Origin of the sequence: Frigidibacter albus, assembly GCF_009908165.1 — a bacterium.
GTDB classification, from domain to species: domain Bacteria; phylum Pseudomonadota; class Alphaproteobacteria; order Rhodobacterales; family Rhodobacteraceae; genus Frigidibacter; species Frigidibacter albus.
Genome location: NZ_JAAAUC010000015.1, coordinates 20,186 through 35,847, shown reverse-complemented (window position 1 = coordinate 35,847; position 15,662 = coordinate 20,186). Strand labels below are relative to the sequence as shown.

Sequence of the window (15,662 nt, the reverse complement as noted above, 5' to 3'; positions counted from 1 at the left end):
TGTCCTGAAGCGAACCAATCTAAGTCAGCGCAGCGGCAGATAACCGACCAGCGTCGCGACTTCCTGCAACTCGGTCGCGATGTCACGCCGCGTCTCGGGCGTGTGCTGCAACTCGAACATCGAGGCGTTCACCGTCACGTCGATGCGCCGATCCGGTGTCGAGAAGACCGGCACCGCAATGGTCAACGCCCCGCGGATCAGTGCGCCCTCGTCCTCGGCCCAACCGCGTTCCGCCGCGATGCGCGACTCATCAAGGAACTTGGTGAAGCCCGGCGGGTTCTGCCAGGTCACCTCATCATACAAGGGCCGCAAGTCGTCAGGCTCGATCTGCGAGTATCCCGCCATCAGGCGACCCAGCGCTCCGGCCAGGATCGGCAGCCGGTGGCCAAGATTCATGCGGATCGCGATAGCGGACTGGTTCTCCACGACCGAGATCAGCGTCATCCTTGTGGGACCAGTCCTTCGCCACATGCTGGCGGTCACAGAATAGCGCGACGCCACGCGCGCCATAGCCGCCCGGGCGGCTTCGGCGGAGCGGTCGGCCTCGAACGCCGCGCGCGCCAGCCCGACGACACCCAGGCCAAGCCGATAGGTTCGGCTTACGGCGTCGAATTCCACCATTTTCAGCGTTGCCAGCGTGCGAAGGATGTTGAAGCAGGTAGAGCGGTTGAGACCCAGATCCCGCGCCACCTTGGTTACGGCCATGGGCTCCTTTGCTGCCGCCAAGTGGTTCAGAATGTCCACGGCATTGACCACCGCGCCCACGAGTTTCGGCGCCAGGGTGGCGGTGGCATCCTTGTCGATCCCTTCGTCATTCCGCGCCAATGGCCGCCCCTGTGTTCCGCATTGATCGGTCGTTTCTATAAAGGCGGCGCGGATGCGGCAAGCCGGTTTTGCCGGACCCTGGAACAGAGGCCTGGCGCAGGAATGCGGGACAGCGCCACAATGCGTAAAAAATTTAACTTTCTTATCGACATTTGACCTGCCGAACCTTTACTTGATACAGCCAAAGACAATGGAGTATAGCGCGTGGAAGTCCCCTTCAAGGTTCCCAAGGCTGGCGAACTGGTGGCGCAACGCCTGCGCGCCCGCATTCTGCGGGGTGAGCTGAAGGAAGGCGAAAACCTTCCGCAGGAGAATGAGCTTCTGGAGATGTTCCATATCTCGCGGCCGACATTGCGCGAAGCCCTGCGCATCCTGGAATCCGAAGGTCTGATCTCGATCTCCCGGGGAACGCGGGGCGGGGCGATGGTCCACGTTCCGGATTCGCGCGTCGCCTCCCGCTATTTCGGGTTCCTGTTGCAGGCCCAGCAGGTGACATATGACGACGTCTTCTCGACCCTGTCCTTCATCGAGCCCATGGCCGTCCGCTGGCTTGCCGAGCAGAAGGTCGATCTCTCGGCGCTTCGGATCACGCTAGAACAGGTCAAGGCCTCACTGGACGACAACACCGCCTATTCCGCGTCCATCTCGCAGTTCCATCGCAATCTGGTGGAGCTGACGGGCGTTCGCACGATGCTTCTGCTGCTGGAGATGATCTCCAACATCGTGGAATCTTATTATACCACCGTGTCCCACGCGGCGGCCAAGGCGATCGACAACTCGGAGAGCAAGCGCTCCGGCCACAAGGCACGTGAGCGGCTTTTGAAGTTGATCGAGGCGGGCGAAGCTGCCGAGGCCGAGATCTTCTGGCGTCGCCATCTGGAAAAGTCGCATCAGATCATGCTGCGCTGGCAATCCCCCGATCTGGTCGTGGATTTCTCCGAGACGCTGTAGCAGCGCGCTCCCGGCTCAATCCCCGGTCTTGCGCGCCAGTCTTTCGCGATAGGCGGCCAGCCGTTCGGCATGTTCTGCCCCGACGAACAGCGCGGCATTGCTCATCCGCTCGACGATGCGGCCATTGGTGCGGTCCAGGTCGCGGCACAACTCGATCGACAGCTTGGCCAGCGCCAGTGCCTCGGGCGGCAGGTCCGCCAGCCGGGCGCAGAAGGCGTCCACCTTTTCGGTGAAGCGCTCGGCAGGATGCACCTCATGCACCAGCCCGATGGACAGCGCCTGCGCCGCCGGGACACGCTTGCCGGCCAGGGCGATCCACCGCGCCCAATGCGGCCCCACGCAGCGCGTCAGCCGGCTGATTCCGTCCGAGCCGGGCAAGACACCGAACTCGATTTCCGGCAGGGCATAGAAGGTCTGTTCGCTGGCCAGCCGAAAATCGCATCACAGCGACAGTTCCAGTGCCCCGCCCAGGCAGGGCCCGACATGCGCCGCCACGATGGGGTTGCCGATCGTCTCGAACAGATCGCCCAGCCGGTGCCAGTGCTTGGCCCCATGCCCGTATTCATGCCGCGCCTTGCGCGTGCTGCCCTTGAAGTCGGGCTGCAACTCGCCTGAGATATCCGCGCCGGCCGAAAAGAACGGCCCCGTCGCGCCCAGCAGCATCACGCGCAACCCGTCGTCTTCGGCAAAGCGGTGGGTGGCGTCCAGCAGCGCCTGCTGCATGGCCAGATTGATGGCGTTGCGCTTTTCCGGCCGATCCAGCGTCACCCGCAAGACCGCCCCGTCAACCTCGACCCTTACGCCATCGTGCAGCATGGATTTGGTCCTATTCATAACAGTATATTAAGTTATATTTTATGGCGAAGCTGGCCACAAGCGCCCGCCTCTGCATCATGGGAAGATGTCATGCTCACCTGGACCCGCCGGACTTTCGGCGTGCTGGCCCTGTCTGCGCTCGCCTTGTCCGGCGCCACGCTGCCGGCCCGCGCGCAATACCCTGAAGGACCCATCACCATCATCGTGCCCTTCGCGGCGGGCGGTCTGTTCGACAGCTTCGCCCGTGTGATGGCACCCGAGATGGAAAAGTCGCTGGGTGTGCCGGTCATCGTGGAAAACCGCACCGGGGCTGGCGGCGCGAGCGGCGGGGTGGCGGTCGCCAATGCCGAGCCCGACGGCTATACCTTGCTGCTGGGCGGCGCCACGCTGAACGTCCTGATGCCGCTTTTGGACCCCGAGCAGGGCGCGACGGTGTCGAACATGCGCTTTATCGCCTTCGCCCGGGCTATGACATGATGGTCGTCGCCTCGACCAAATCCGGCGTCACCACGTTGCAAGAGCTGGTCGACAAGATGAAATCGGGCGAGGCGGTCGATTACGCCTCGGCCGGTCCGGCAACTCCGATGGATCTGGCGGGTGCCTGGCTGGCCCGGCTGTCAGGGGGGACCGCGGTGCAGGGCATCCAGTATCGCGGATCGGCGCCTGCCCTGTCCGACGTGGTCGCGGGCGTGCTGGACTACGGCTTCAGCCCGGCCAGCCTACTGATGCCGCATGTGCGCGAGGGAACGCTGGTTCCGCTGGCCTCGGCCACCGCCGAACGCCAGCGCGACCTGCCCGACATGCCGACCATGGCCGAGGCGGGCCTACCCGAGTTCATGTCGCTGAACTGGGATTTCTGGACCGCGCTGTTCGCCCCGCCCGGCACCCCCGACGAGGTGGTGATACGCGTGAGCGAGGCGGTGACGGCCGCCCTGAACGACCCCGCCGTGCAGGAGCGCGTGGCCTCGCTTGGCGGCAAGATGATCTTCGTCGGCACGCCGCCCGATCATGGACCGCAGACCATCGACGGCGAAGTCGCCGCCTGGAAACAGCCGCTGACCGAGATGGGCTTCATCCAGTGACCGAAGGTGGTGCCCGGTCCAGGCCGGGCATCACCCCTGCGGCAGGTCGGGGTGGCGCCGCAGCACATCCTTCAGCACCTTGCCCCCGGCCCGCGCGGCAGGCTGTCCAGCCGGATCACCTTTTCCGGTGTCTTGAACCGCGACGCGCCACGTGCGGCAAACCAATCCACCAGCGCCGCCACATCGGGGCAATCGGCCCCTCGGGGCACCAGGAAGGCCGCCACTCGCTCGCCCATTACCGGGTCGGGAAAGCCCAGAACCGCAACCTCGGCAATCGCGGGATGATCGAACAGCACCTGCTCGACCTCGCTGGGCGAGATGTTCTCGCCGCCGCGGATCACGATGTCCTTCTTGCGCCCGACGATGGTGACAGCGCCGGTGTCGTCGATCACCGCCAAATCGCCGGTGCGGAACCACCCATCCGGGGTGAATATCCCGGCATTCAGCGCCGGGTCCAGACAGCCCAGGAACCGTTCCGCGCCCCGCGTCACCAGTTCGCCCGCCATGCCCGATCCAAGCGGGATGCCATCGTCGTCGATGACCCGCATCTCGTTGCCACCCACCGGTTGTCCATCCGTCCGCGCCCGCAGCGCGACCGACGCATCCGCCGGCCACCAGGCGACGGTCGGATGCTCGCTGGATCCATAGCAGCGCGTGGCGTGTATCCCCAGCCGGTCCGCCCGCTCGATCAGGGCGATGGGCACGTTGGCGCCCCGGTGGTGAAATAGCGCAGCGTTTCGATCTCGCCGCGTTCGGCCACATCCACCAGCGGCGACAGGACGGGCGGCACGCCGGTGCACCAGCCCACGCCATGGGCTGCCACCGCCCGCACCCCGGCTTCGGTCGACCAGCGGTCCAGGAACACCGCCGGCCAGCCATGCATCACCAGCCGCATATAGGCGGCAAACATCCCGATATGCCCCGCCGGTGCCGCCACCAGCACCGGCGCGCCGCACACCGCATCGACGATCCCGGCCGCTGATGCCGCCTCGACCAGAAGGCTGGAGTGGTTGTGGACCACGCCCTTGGGCCGCGCGCTGCTGCCCGAGGTGTAGACGATCGCACAGGGCATGGTGGCATCCTGTCCCACGCCGCCCGGAGGCACGGGGCGTGCACGGCGCAGCTCCTCCCAGTCGAGCTGCCCTTGCGGGACCGGGCCAGCGCCGCTGCGGATGATGTGACGCGGCCCAGCCAGACGAGCCACCTCGGCCGCGCGGGTGTCATGATCCTGGCCGCGCCAGTCGGTCGGCATCAGCAGGGCCGCAGCCCCGGTCTGTTCCAGCACGAAGGCGATGTCCGCAGCCCCCAGCGTCGGCAGCACCGGCACGAAGACCAGCCCGGCCGCCATTGCCGCCAGGAACGTGACCAGCGATTCGGGGTTGTGAGGCAGTTGTGAGACCAGCGCTTCGCTCGGTTGCAGCCCCAGAGCCACCAGCCCGCCGGCCAGCCCTGCCGCATCCCGCAGGATCTTTCCGGTCACGACCTGACGGCAGACCCCGTCGAGATAGCACGCCGCCTGCACCTCGGGCCGAAGCCCACCTCCGGCCATGGCGGCCTGCCAGACGGTGATGCTATCAGGCGATGTGCGCGCCCATTCCCTGCCGAACAAAGCCATGTGTTCCCCCTCTTGGGGGCCCGTCTTCCGCAGAGGCTCGAAGTAAGTCAATTCGTTTAACTACGTTGACTTGGTCTATTCGATGCCGTAGCCTCTCCCGTGACCACGCTGCATGGATCGGGTCCGTCCTCGGATCTGTCCGCAACACGGCCAATCCATCGCTGTCAGCGGGCCGGGAGGGCCACAGCAGACAGCGCATTCATACACCGAGGGGGGAAACCATGGAAATCACGCGCAGATTCGTGTCCGGTCTGGGGCTGGCAACGGCGCTTCTGATGGCGGTGCCTGGCATTGCCCGGGCGCAGGACTTTCCGACCAAGCCGGTCACCATGATCGTGCCCTATGCACCCGGCGGGGCCACCGACATCTTCGCCCGCACGCTGACCGCCTTCATGGAACGAAAATGGGGCCAGCCGGTCATCGTGGAGAATCGCCCCGGCGGCAATTTCAAGATCGCGGTCAGCGCGCTCGAAGGCGCGAACCCCGATGGCTACACCATCGGCACCATCGCCCCGGCCATGAGCGTCGCCTACATGAACATGGGCGAAGAGCTGAAGATCGGCGAGACCATCGCGCCGGTCGCGCAGTTCTGGGTGTCGAACGCCGCCTATGTGGTAAACACCGATGTCATCCCGGTCAGCACCATGGACGAGCTGATCGCCTATATGAAGGCCAACCCGGGCACCGCCTATGGCACGCTGAGCGCAGGGTCGATCAACGGCATGATCGCCGCGCATTACTTCAAGAAGCAGGGCATCGAGGCCGAGGCGATCGCCTATCAGGGTGCGGCCCCCGTCGCGCAGGCCCTGCTGGCCGGGGAGGTCGGACTGATCACCGGCGCGGACATGCAGGCGGTGACGACCCTGCCGCGCGACAACCCCAATATCGTGGTTCTGGGCACCACCGCCGAAGGGCAGGCGGAATCGGCGCCCGATGTCCGGCCGGTGTCCGAACTCGGCTATCCCGAACTGGCCTTCACAACCTTCGGCGGCCTTGCCACGACCGCCGGAACCCCGGATGACGTCAAGGCCATCCTGGCCGAAACGGTGCGCGAGGCGGTCGCCGACCCCGAGTTCATCGCCGGGCTTGCACGGCTTGGCGCGACGGCGACCTTTGCCGACACCGCCACGCTGGAAGCCGCCTTCGCGGAAAGCGACGCCCGCCTGTCCACCATCATCAGCGAGTTGGCCGCCCAATAGGCGTGGCGCGGGCCTCCCGGCCATGGGAGGCCCGGCGCAGGGAAGCGATCGTCATGACCCAGGAAGCCGATGACCTGTTGGCCGAGGCGGCCCTGCATTCGGGAAACGCGGCCGCGCTGCTGGCGCTGACGGATGAAACCGCGGCGAAGGCTTACTTTGCGGCCTACTGGAACCATCTGGACCAGGGCGGCGACAAGCGCATCTTGGAAGTGGGTCGCTCCGGCGGGCTTAGCGGGCCGGACCTGCTGGATCTGTGGCAGGCGGGGACATCTAAGCTTGCCACCGCGCTGCGCGGAACCGATCCCGCCCGCCGTGTGCCTTGGGCGGGCCAGACGATGAGCGCCCGGTCGCTCGCCTCGGCGCGGCTGATGGAAACTTGGGCGCATGGGCAGGAGGTCTTCGACGAATTCGGCGTCGCGCGGCACGAGACCGACGGCATCCGCGCGATCATGGTGCTGGGGGTGAACACCTATGACTGGAGCTTTCGCGTCAATGGCCTGCCGGTGCCCACCCCGCGCCCCGCGCTGCGTCTGGTTGCGCCTTCGGGCGCGCATTGGGACTTCGGGGAAGCAGGCGGCGAAACCATCACCGGAAGCGCTGTCGAATTCTGTCAGGTCGTGGCCCAGACCCGCAATATCCTCGACACCGGCTTGCAGGTGAACGGCGTCAACGCCACCCGCTGGATGGCGCTGGCCCAGTGCTTCGCCGGCCCGCCCCGCACCCCGCCACCCGCCGGGACACGGTTCCGCAAGGCGCCGGCCGGCAACTGACCCTCTCCCGGCGGACACAGGCAGCCGAAACATTTCTGTTGATCCACTTAGTTTACTTTTTTATACAATTAGGCGAGGGAGGGTTTCTGATGGAACTAGTGTTGCGGGAAGACCGCGACGGCATCTCGGTGCTGACGCTGAACCGCCCTGAAAAACTCAATGCGCTCAGCCCGGATCTGCTGCGCCAGCTGCTGGAGCATCTCACCAGCCTGGCAGAATCGGACCTTCGCTGCGTGGTGCTGCACGGGTCCGGCCGGTCCTTCTGCGCCGGGGCCGATCTGGAAGAGGTGAAGAAGCCCGGCGACCGGCCGAAGGTCAGCATCGGCCGTCAGGTGGTCGAGGCGATGGAAACCCTGCCCATGCCGGTGATCGCCGCGATCCACGGCCATTGCTACACCGGCGGGCTGGAACTGATCATGGGTGCCGACATGATCGTCGCCGCCGAGGATGCGGTGATCCGCGACACCCATGCCACATGGGGCGCCGTGCCCGGCTGGGGGCTGACTGCCCGCCTGCCCCGGCGCATCGGCCAGTCCTTCGCGCGTGAGATCATGTTCACCTGCCGCAAGGTGCCCGCCGCCGAAGCGTTCCAGATGGGGCTCGTGAACCGAGTGGTCCCACGCGATGCGCTGATGGACACTGCGATGGGAATGGCGCGCGAGGTTGCGGCCAATGTCCCGATGGCCATCTGTGCCGACCGCAAGATCCTGAGCGAGGCCGCCGACATGTCGCTGGCCGAGGCGCTGGCCCACGAGACCGCGAACCTGCCCCCCCGGCGCGAAATCCGCGCCCACCTTCAGGACTACTGGCCCGACAAGGCCTGAACCGAAGGCCTCGGCGGGGGCCATCAGCATGGAAGAGAGAGCCCGACAGATGCAAGGTCAAACACAGGAAGACCATCAGTTCCGCGAAGAGGTCCGCGACTGGCTTGCCGCCAATGTGCCGCGCGACCGCCGCCCCGCGGAGGCGGAGGCGATGCGCGCCTATGACATGGCCTGGCAGCGCAGGCAGTGGGACGGTGGCTGGGCCGGGATCGGCTGGCCCGCCGAGATGGGTGGCCGTCCGCTGTCGCTGACCCAGCGGTTCATCTGGTATGAGGAATATGGCCGCATCGGCGCGCCCCGCCCCGGCGCAGGCTTCATCGGCCTGACCCATGCAGGCCCGACCCTGATCGCCAAAGGCACGGATGAGCAGCGGGATCACCACCTGAAACCCATCCTGAGGGGCGAGCATGTGTGGTGCCAGGGCTTCTCCGAACCCGGCGCAGGCTCGGATCTGGCGGGGCTTAGCACCAAGGGCGAGATCGACGGCGACCACATCGTGGTGAACGGCTCGAAGATCTGGACCAGCTATGCCCATGTCGCCGACTATCAGGAGCTGCTGGTCCGCACCGGCGGCGGTGAGAAGCGCCATGACGGCATCAGCTGGGTGATCTGCGACATGCGCAGCCCCGGGATCGAGGTGCGGCCGATCCGCACCATGTCAGGCGAGATGCACTTCAATCAGGTCTTCTACGACAACATGCGGATTCCACTGAAGAATGTCGTGGGCGGGCTGAACAATGGCTGGAAGGTCGCCATGGCCACGCTAGGCTTCGAGCGCGGCACCGGCTTCGTCATCGCCCAGATCGAGCTGGAGCGCGAGGTCGAGCAGCTAATCGCCCTGGCGCGCGAAGGCACCGACCGTCGCGGCCGCCGCCTGATCGAGAACGAGGCCGTGCGGGCCGGGCTGGCGACGATGCGGGCCGAAGTCCGGGCCCTGCACGCCATGTCCAATGCGATGATGGCCGAAACGGCGCGCGACGGGGTGCCGGGGGCCGAAGGCTCGATCATCCGGCTGTTCTCGGCAGAGCTGAACCAGCGCATCTACCGTTTCGCGCAGGAGCTGATGGGGCCGGGCCTCGTCGCGCCGGACGCCGAGGCAGAGCACTGGGGCCTGGGCTATCTCAACTCGTTCCGGCACACGATCGCGGGCGGCACCTCGCAAATCCAGCGCAACCTTATTGGAGAGCGGGTCCTTGGCCTGCCGAGGGGCTGATCCATGTTCGACAAGTTCATCACCGAGGACGCGCGCGAGATCGTCGACACCGTGGCCCGCGCCTTGCAGGAAGCCTTGCCGCTGGACCGGCTGTCGCGGCCCGATGGCGGTCTGGCCGCGGAAACAGGGTTCTGGCCCGAGCTGCTGGCGCTGGAATGGCCCGGCGTCGATCTGCCTGCGGCCATCGGCGGGTCCGAGGCCGGTGCCTGGACGGAAACCGGCATCTTCCGCGAATTTGGCCGGCATCTGCTGTCGCCCGGCGTTCTGGCCGTGACCCTGGCGGCTTCGGTCGCGCAGGAGGGCGGGCTGCCGGATCTGGCCCGCGACATTCTGAAGGGTCAGGTCTCGCCCGCGCTCGCGGTTCCGTTGGCCAATGGCTGGGCCGGCGTGATCGGCACCGGGGACCTGCTGCTTCTGGCCGGCGAAGGCGGGCTGTCGCTTCACCGCACCCGCCCGGAAGAGCTTGCCACGGCCTGGGCCTTCGACGACACGCTGGGTGCCGCGCGCATCCGGCTTGACCCGGCGACGGCGCTGACCAGCCTGCCGCCGAGCGCGCAATCGCGCTTGCGCCTGCTGCGCCTTGTGGCGGCGATGCAGAACGGGATCGCGGAGGCGACGCTGACCCTGTCGCGGGATCATGCCGCGACGCGTCAGCAGTTCGGCAAGCCCATCGGCGCCTTCCAGGCCGTGAAACATCTCTGCGCCGACATGGCAGTCAGGACTGCGGCGGCTGGTGCCTTGCTGGGCGAAGCCGCGCTGGACGGGGCGGACATCTCCGATTGCGCGGCGGCGGCGATGACCGCTTCGACCGCCGCGCGGGACAACGCCTCCGCCACCATCCAGATCTTCGGGGGCATGGGCTTCACCGCCGAATGCCCCGCGCAGCTTTACCTCAAGCGCGCCACCCTGCTGGAACTGGTGGTGGGCGGCAAGGAAGGACTTCAAGACGAAATGCTTGCTGCCTGATCGGCATCTTTGGGAGGAGATAGAATGATCAAGAAACTGGTAGTGGCGGCGGGTCTGTTCGCCGCATCGACGGCAATGGCCTTGGCCGAATACCCCGTGCGCCCGATCACCCTGATCGTGCCCTATGCGCCGGGCGGCACCACCGACGTGTTCGGTCGCGCCGTCGCGGAGGTGCTGTCGCGCGAACTAGGGCAGGCCGTCATCGTGGAAAACCGCCCCGGCGCGGGGGGCGCCCTAGGGGCGGAGCAGCTCGCCGCCGCCGAGGCGGACGGCTACACCATCGGATTCCTCTCTTCGGCGACCTTCCTGGGCATCAACTTCCAGGACAAGAGCTTCCGCACCGGAGAGCAGGTTGACGCCATCGCGCAGTTCCAATCCTCGACCATGCTGATCGCCGTCAACAAGGAACGCGTTCCCGTCACCAGCATGGCGGAGTTCATGGAATGGCTGAAGGCCAACCCCGGCGCGACCTATGCCAGCTCGGGCGTAGGCAGCGTCAACCATCTGTCAATGGAGGCCTTCGCCGTGGCCAATGGCATCGAGGTCGAGCATGTCGGCTATCGCGGCGCGGGACCGGCAATGCAAGCGCTGGTGGCCGGCGAGATCGACTTCGGCAGCGGCGCGGATCGCATGTCGGCGCGTGAGCACATGAACGCGGGCAACATCGTCGGGCTTGCAACCACCGGTGAGAAGCGTGCCGAGCTGTTCCCCGATCTTCCCACCGTCGGCGAAACCGGCTTCACCGAGCTGGAGGCTCACGCTTTCGGCGGCCTATTCGCGCCGCATGGCACCCCGCCCGAAGTGGTCGAAAAGCTCGCCGCCGCCGTCGAAATCGCGGTGACCGACCCGACCTTCCTCGAGACCATGAAGGTGACCGGAACCGAGGTCCGCTTCTTCGGACCCGCCGCCTTCACCGAATCCATGAATGCCGAGATCGACCGCTACAAGACGATCATCGCCGATCTGGACATCGCCGTCGGGGAGTGAGCCCCCGCAATATCGTGCCATCAAACATCAGGGAGGATTGAATGACACCGTCGAAGAGACAATTCCACCGCCGCAGCACGCTTGGGCTGGGGCTTGCGCTGATCCTGTCCACGGTTCCGGGGTCGATGGTCCTGGCGGAGCTCTACCCGACGAAGCCGATCACGCTGGTCGTGCCGCTGTCCGCGGGCGGGCCCACCGACATTCTGGCGCGCGCGCTGGCCACCACGCTGGAGCCCATCCTGGGCCAGCAGGTGATCGTCGAGAACCGCACCGGTGCGGGCGGTCAGGTGGCCTACGAGTATATGTCGAAGACGCCGGCCGATGGCTACACGCTGGTGATGAACAGCGTCTCGGTCACGGTTCTGCCGGTGACGAACCCCAACTACACGCTGGATGCCGCCAACGATTTCGAACCCATCACCATGTTCGATGAACGCGGCACGCCGTTCGTCGCGCGGACCGATGCGCCCTTCACGACCTTCGAAGAGTTCATCGCCTATGCCAAGGCGAATCCCGGCGAAGTGAACTTTGCCGTGGGGGGTGCCGCGGACGAGTTGGGCGCGGCCTGGCTGGACCAGGTGGCCGACATCCAGACCGAGCGGATCCGCTATGCCGGCGCCGCACCGGCGGTTCTCGCGATGCTGTCGGGCGAGGCGGACATGCTCCAGACCTTCCTCGGCAATGTGAAACAGCATGTCGATGACGGGAATCTGCGTCTGATCGCAATCGGCGGGCCGGAGCGGTCGGCGATCGCACCCGACGTGCCCGCGGTGTCGGAATTCTACCCGGACTTTGCCTGGACCTCCTATACCGGAGTCATGGCACCCAAGGGCACCCCTCCCGAAAACGTGGACCGTCTGAACGCCGCCGTGCTGGAGGCGATGAAGGTTCCCAGCCTGATCGAGGCGATCGAGGCGCAGGGGACCGAGTTCGCCCCGATGACCCCGGCCGAATACAAGGCGCGGCTGGCATCCGATTCCGCGAACTGGGTCCGGATCGTCGAGGAAGCGGGGCTGACCTTCAACTGATGTCCCAGCTTTTCTCGCCCTTCACCCTGCGCGGGCTGACCCTGCCGAACCGCATCGCCGTCTCGCCGATGTGCCAGTATCGGTCCAATTCCGGCGCGCCCGGAACTTGGCACCGGACCTGGATCGGCGGGATGGCGCAATCCGGGGCCGGTCTCGTCATCCTCGAGGCCACCGCGCTTGCGCCTGAGGGGCGGATCGGCGCCGACGATCTGGCGCTGCATACCGATGAGCAGGAGGCGGCCCTGCGCCGCCTCCTGTCCGAGATCCGCCCCGACAGAGAGGCCAAAATCGGCATCCAGCTGGGCCATGCCGGTCGCAAGGCCTCGACCCGGCCGGCGCTGGACTGGGCGGGCACCATGGCCCGGGGCGAGACGGACGCGCCCCTGACCTTGGATGCGGGCGGCTGGCCCACGGTGGGGCCCTCCCCCATGGCCTATGATGAACATTGGGCAGCGCCTGCCGAACTGGATCAGGCCGGTCTGGACCGGATCCGGGATGCCTTCGTGCAGGCCGCCTGTCGCGCCGTGCGCGCCGGGGTGGACCTGATCGAGATCCATGCCGCCCATGGCTATCTGCTGCATGCCTTCGTCTCCCCGCGGTCCAACACCCGGACCGACGCCTATGGCGGCAGCCGGGAGAACCGGCTGCGCTTCCCGCTGGAGGTGGCGCGGGCGCTGCGGGCGGCTCTGCCCGACAGCCTGCCCCTGGGCTTCCGCATCAACGGGGCGGACTGGTCGCCCCGCGGGGTCACGCTGGACGATGCCGTGGCCTATGCCGCCGCGCTGAAGGCCGAGGGCGTGGATTACGTCACCCTGTCGGCCGGGAACAACACGCCGGACGTGACCCTTCCCCCGCTGGGCCCCGGCTACATGGTGCATTTCGCCGAACGGGTCCGGCACGAGGCTGGCATCCCGACCATGGCCGTTGGCATGATCCTGGACGGCCCGCAGGCGGAGGCCATCCTGGCCGAGGGCCGCGCCGATCTGGTCGCCGTGGGCCGCGGCTTCATCGACGATCCCAAATGGGGCTGGCATGCGCGCTACGCGCTGGAGTCCGATGTGCCGGGGGTGGGCCTTCGGGCCCGCGTGCATCCCCGGCGCTGGCCCGGATATGCCCCGATACACGGTCAGACCCCTGCGGGTCGCCGCGCAAGCTGAGAGGACCATATGGAACTTCGCACCACCCAAGAGGAACGCCTGTTCCGCGAGAAAGCCCGCACCTGGCTGGAAGAGAACGTGCCCAAGGAGCCCCGCCCCCCGCATGGGCGCGAGGCGAATGACCATGACCGCGCTTGGCAGCGGCGGCAGTTCGACGGCGGTTGGGCGGGCCTGTCCTGGCCCAAGGAATACGGCGGACGCGGCCTGCCGCTGGATCTGCAACTGATCTGGTTCGAGGAATATGCCCGCGCCGAGGCGCCCGAGGCCACGAACACGCTTTACGTCGGTCTGAACCACGCCGCGCCGACGCTGATCGCCAGCGGCACCCCGGAACAGCAAGCCTTCCATCTGGAAAAAATCCTCAGCGCCGAGAACGTCTGGTGCCAGGGCTTCTCCGAACCGGGCGCGGGCTCCGACCTTGCCGCCCTGCGCACCAGGGCCGAGATCGATGGCGACGATCTGGTGGTGAACGGGTCGAAGATCTGGACCTCGAACGGCCATTACTCGCATTATCAGGAGTTGCTGGTCCGCACCGATCCCGACGCCCCCAAGCACAAGGGCATCACCTGGGTCATCGGCCAGATGGACCTGCCGGGGGTGGACATCCGCCCGATCCGCAACATGGCGGGCGGCGACCATTTCTGCGAAGTGTTCTACAACGACGTGCGTATCCCGCTGTCGAGCGTGGTGGGCAAGGTCAATGACGGCTGGCGCGTGGCCATGTCCACCCTGGGGTTCGAACGCGGCACCGCCTCGATGGCGCATCAGATCGAGCTGACCCAGTTCGTCGAGAACCTGATCGACTATGCCCGCGACAATCCCGGCCCCGATGGCCGCCGCATGGCGATCGAGGATGACACGATCCGCAGCCGTCTTGCGGCGGCACGTGCCGAAACGTCGGCGCTGAAGGCGATCACACTGCTGTCGATCTCGCGCGCGCGGCGGGGCGATGCGCCCGGGCCAGAAGGCTCGATCACGCGGCTGTTCCACACCGAGCTGATGCAGCGCGTCCACCGGCTGGCCTATGACCTGACGGGTTCGGGCGGGCTGGAGATGGAGGGCCATCGCGGCTGGTCGCGGCAGTATCTGGAACAGATGCGCCAGACCATCGCGGGCGGCACCTCCGAAATCCAGCGCAACATCATCGGCGAACGCCATCTGGGCCTGCCTCGGCAGCCTGTCATCGCCAAGGGGGCCTGATATGATCCATCTTCTTCCCGATGCCGACCAACAGCAGGTCGTCGATGCGCTTGCGGGCCTGCTGCAGGACCGCGCGCCGCTGGAACGGCTGAAAGCCTCGGAACGCTTCCCCGATACCGCCAATGCCGAGGTCCTCGGCGAACTGGCCGGGATGGGCATCTACGGCTTGGCGCTGCCCGAGGATGCGGGCGGCGTGGGCTATGGCCCGGCCGAAGAAACGCTTTGCGCGATCGAGATGGGCCGGTTCCTCGTGACGCCTTCGGCGGCGGCGGCGACGCTGGCCGCCGCGATGCTGGCCGATGCAGGACGCGGCGACGAAGCTGCGGCATTGATCGGCGGCAGCGCCACGGCCTGCTTTGCCAGCATGAAGGGCAAGCGCCACTACTTGGTGGACGCGCGCGATGCGGCCTTGATCGTTCTGGTGCAAGGCGATCACATCACGCTTTATCCGCGCGCCGCTGCGGGCAGCCTTCAGCCGGTCGAAGGGCTCGACTGGACCATCAGCCTGCACCAGACCACGCTGGATACCGCGCAGGCCGCCGTCCAGGGCAGCCCGGCCCGTCTACGGCAGGCGCTGCTGCTGATCGCGGGGATGCAGGTCGGTCTGACCGAGGCGGTCTGCGCCATGGCCGTGGACTATGCCAAGATCCGCGAGCAGTTCGGCCAGCCCATCGGCGCCTTCCAGGCAATCAAGCACAAATGCGCCGATCTCGCGGTGGCCGCTGAAACCGCGCGGGCGCAACTGCTGCTGGCCGCGCTGGCCGGTGCCGCCGATCTGCCCGAGGCCGATTTCCTGATCCGCGCCGCCACGCTGGTCGCGACCGAGGCCGCGCAGGCCAGCACGCGCGAGAACATCCAGATCCACGGCGGCATCGGCTATACCGCCGAATCCCGCGCACATCTGTTCCTCAAGCGGGCGCATCTGAACGAATGGTTGTTCGGCGGCCTCTGGGCACAGCGCGAGGCCCTGCTGCGGGCCAAGGCGGCCTGAGGCGTTTTCATCGGACGAAGGCGCCGGGCGCCGCAACT

Annotated in this window: 15 protein-coding genes and 2 pseudogenes; 13 read left to right on the top strand and 4 right to left on the bottom strand. The window is 66.8% G+C overall.

Annotated features, from left to right (window positions below):
- Positions 1-24 precede the first annotated feature (24 nt).
- On the bottom strand, positions 25-825 hold the full coding sequence (locus tag GVY41_RS18370) for an IclR family transcriptional regulator (RefSeq protein WP_161348470.1): 801 nt from the start codon (positions 823-825) through the stop codon (positions 25-27).
- Between the two features lie 204 nt (positions 826-1,029).
- On the opposite strand from GVY41_RS18370, the gene GVY41_RS18365 reads away from it, so the two are divergent.
- Entirely contained in the window at positions 1,030-1,776 is a 747-nt protein-coding gene (locus tag GVY41_RS18365) for a FadR/GntR family transcriptional regulator (RefSeq protein ID WP_161348469.1), read from the top strand.
- A 15-nt stretch (positions 1,777-1,791) separates the two neighbouring features.
- On the opposite strand, the pseudogene GVY41_RS20415 reads toward GVY41_RS18365, so the two are convergent.
- Positions 1,792-2,592, bottom strand: a pseudogene (locus GVY41_RS20415) (enoyl-CoA hydratase/isomerase family protein).
- Between the two features lie 90 nt (positions 2,593-2,682).
- Here GVY41_RS20415 and GVY41_RS20565 point away from each other — a divergent pair.
- Positions 2,683-3,069, top strand: a complete 387-nt coding sequence (locus GVY41_RS20565) for a Bug family tripartite tricarboxylate transporter substrate binding protein (RefSeq protein WP_161348467.1) — start codon at positions 2,683-2,685, stop codon at positions 3,067-3,069.
- Complete coding sequence (locus GVY41_RS18345) at positions 3,066-3,674, top strand: Bug family tripartite tricarboxylate transporter substrate binding protein (protein ID WP_161348466.1); 609 nt, start codon at positions 3,066-3,068, stop codon at positions 3,672-3,674. Before GVY41_RS20565 ends, GVY41_RS18345 begins: the two co-directional genes overlap by 4 nt.
- A 71-nt stretch (positions 3,675-3,745) precedes the next feature.
- On the opposite strand, the gene GVY41_RS20560 is transcribed toward GVY41_RS18345, so the two are convergent.
- Together GVY41_RS20560 and GVY41_RS18335 are read right to left on the bottom strand one after the other, a co-directional pair.
- Positions 3,746-4,180, bottom strand: coding sequence for an AMP-binding enzyme (locus GVY41_RS20560; RefSeq protein ID WP_331250902.1), 435 nt, complete (start codon positions 4,178-4,180; stop codon positions 3,746-3,748).
- Positions 4,181-4,198: 18 nt separating this feature from the next.
- Positions 4,199-5,223, bottom strand: a pseudogene (locus GVY41_RS18335) (AMP-binding protein); the annotation flags it as partial.
- A 287-nt stretch (positions 5,224-5,510) separates the two neighbouring features.
- Between GVY41_RS18335 and GVY41_RS18330 the strand changes: the two are divergent.
- The 10 genes from GVY41_RS18330 to GVY41_RS18285 all read left to right on the top strand — a co-directional run bounded on the left by GVY41_RS18330 (position 5,511) and on the right by GVY41_RS18285 (position 15,624).
- Complete coding sequence (locus GVY41_RS18330; RefSeq protein WP_161348463.1) at positions 5,511-6,488, top strand: Bug family tripartite tricarboxylate transporter substrate binding protein; 978 nt, start codon at positions 5,511-5,513, stop codon at positions 6,486-6,488.
- Positions 6,489-6,541: 53 nt separating this feature from the next.
- Positions 6,542-7,258: a maleylpyruvate isomerase family mycothiol-dependent enzyme gene (locus GVY41_RS18325; protein WP_161348462.1), complete on the top strand. Its 717-nt coding sequence runs from the start codon at positions 6,542-6,544 to the stop codon at positions 7,256-7,258.
- Positions 7,259-7,347: 89 nt separating this feature from the next.
- Positions 7,348-8,082 (top strand): enoyl-CoA hydratase/isomerase family protein, encoded by a 735-nt coding sequence (locus tag GVY41_RS18320; protein ID WP_161348461.1) that lies wholly within the window; start codon positions 7,348-7,350, stop codon positions 8,080-8,082.
- A 49-nt stretch (positions 8,083-8,131) separates the two neighbouring features.
- On the top strand, positions 8,132-9,295 hold the full coding sequence (locus tag GVY41_RS18315; RefSeq protein WP_161348460.1) for an acyl-CoA dehydrogenase family protein: 1,164 nt from the start codon (positions 8,132-8,134) through the stop codon (positions 9,293-9,295).
- 3 nt (positions 9,296-9,298) lie between these two features.
- Positions 9,299-10,261, top strand: a complete 963-nt coding sequence (locus tag GVY41_RS18310; protein WP_161348459.1) for an acyl-CoA dehydrogenase family protein — start codon at positions 9,299-9,301, stop codon at positions 10,259-10,261.
- Between the two features lie 24 nt (positions 10,262-10,285).
- A complete protein-coding gene (locus GVY41_RS18305) occupies positions 10,286-11,248 on the top strand; it encodes a Bug family tripartite tricarboxylate transporter substrate binding protein (protein ID WP_161348458.1) in 963 nt (320 codons plus the stop codon).
- A 41-nt stretch (positions 11,249-11,289) separates the two neighbouring features.
- Positions 11,290-12,276, top strand: coding sequence for a Bug family tripartite tricarboxylate transporter substrate binding protein (locus tag GVY41_RS18300; RefSeq protein ID WP_161348457.1), 987 nt, complete (start codon positions 11,290-11,292; stop codon positions 12,274-12,276).
- The gene (locus GVY41_RS18295) at positions 12,276-13,433 is read left to right on the top strand and encodes an NADH:flavin oxidoreductase/NADH oxidase (protein WP_161348456.1); all 1,158 of its coding nucleotides are present in this window, start codon (positions 12,276-12,278) and stop codon (positions 13,431-13,433) included. Before GVY41_RS18300 ends, GVY41_RS18295 begins: the two co-directional genes overlap by 1 nt.
- Before the next feature lie 9 nt (positions 13,434-13,442).
- Positions 13,443-14,633, top strand: a complete 1,191-nt coding sequence (locus GVY41_RS18290; RefSeq protein ID WP_161348455.1) for an acyl-CoA dehydrogenase family protein — start codon at positions 13,443-13,445, stop codon at positions 14,631-14,633.
- A gap of 1 nt (position 14,634) precedes the next feature.
- Positions 14,635-15,624: an acyl-CoA dehydrogenase family protein gene (locus GVY41_RS18285; protein ID WP_161348454.1), complete on the top strand. Its 990-nt coding sequence runs from the start codon at positions 14,635-14,637 to the stop codon at positions 15,622-15,624.
- Positions 15,625-15,662: the final 38 nt, after the last annotated feature.

Coding starts and splice junctions, on each gene's coding strand:
- GVY41_RS20565 (WP_161348467.1), top strand. CDS start 2,683: ATGCTCACCTGGACCCGCCGGACTTTCGGCGTGCTGGCCCTGTCTGCG.
- GVY41_RS18345 (WP_161348466.1), top strand. CDS start 3,066: ATGATGGTCGTCGCCTCGACCAAATCCGGCGTCACCACGTTGCAAGAG.
- GVY41_RS20560 (WP_331250902.1), bottom strand. CDS start 4,180: ATGGCGGGCGAACTGGTGACGCGGGGCGCGGAACGGTTCCTGGGCTGT.
- GVY41_RS18330 (WP_161348463.1), top strand. CDS start 5,511: ATGGAAATCACGCGCAGATTCGTGTCCGGTCTGGGGCTGGCAACGGCG.
- GVY41_RS18325 (WP_161348462.1), top strand. CDS start 6,542: ATGACCCAGGAAGCCGATGACCTGTTGGCCGAGGCGGCCCTGCATTCG.
- GVY41_RS18320 (WP_161348461.1), top strand. CDS start 7,348: ATGGAACTAGTGTTGCGGGAAGACCGCGACGGCATCTCGGTGCTGACG.
- GVY41_RS18315 (WP_161348460.1), top strand. CDS start 8,132: ATGCAAGGTCAAACACAGGAAGACCATCAGTTCCGCGAAGAGGTCCGC.
- GVY41_RS18310 (WP_161348459.1), top strand. CDS start 9,299: ATGTTCGACAAGTTCATCACCGAGGACGCGCGCGAGATCGTCGACACC.
- GVY41_RS18305 (WP_161348458.1), top strand. CDS start 10,286: ATGATCAAGAAACTGGTAGTGGCGGCGGGTCTGTTCGCCGCATCGACG.
- GVY41_RS18300 (WP_161348457.1), top strand. CDS start 11,290: ATGACACCGTCGAAGAGACAATTCCACCGCCGCAGCACGCTTGGGCTG.
- GVY41_RS18295 (WP_161348456.1), top strand. CDS start 12,276: ATGTCCCAGCTTTTCTCGCCCTTCACCCTGCGCGGGCTGACCCTGCCG.
- GVY41_RS18290 (WP_161348455.1), top strand. CDS start 13,443: ATGGAACTTCGCACCACCCAAGAGGAACGCCTGTTCCGCGAGAAAGCC.
- GVY41_RS18285 (WP_161348454.1), top strand. CDS start 14,635: ATGATCCATCTTCTTCCCGATGCCGACCAACAGCAGGTCGTCGATGCG.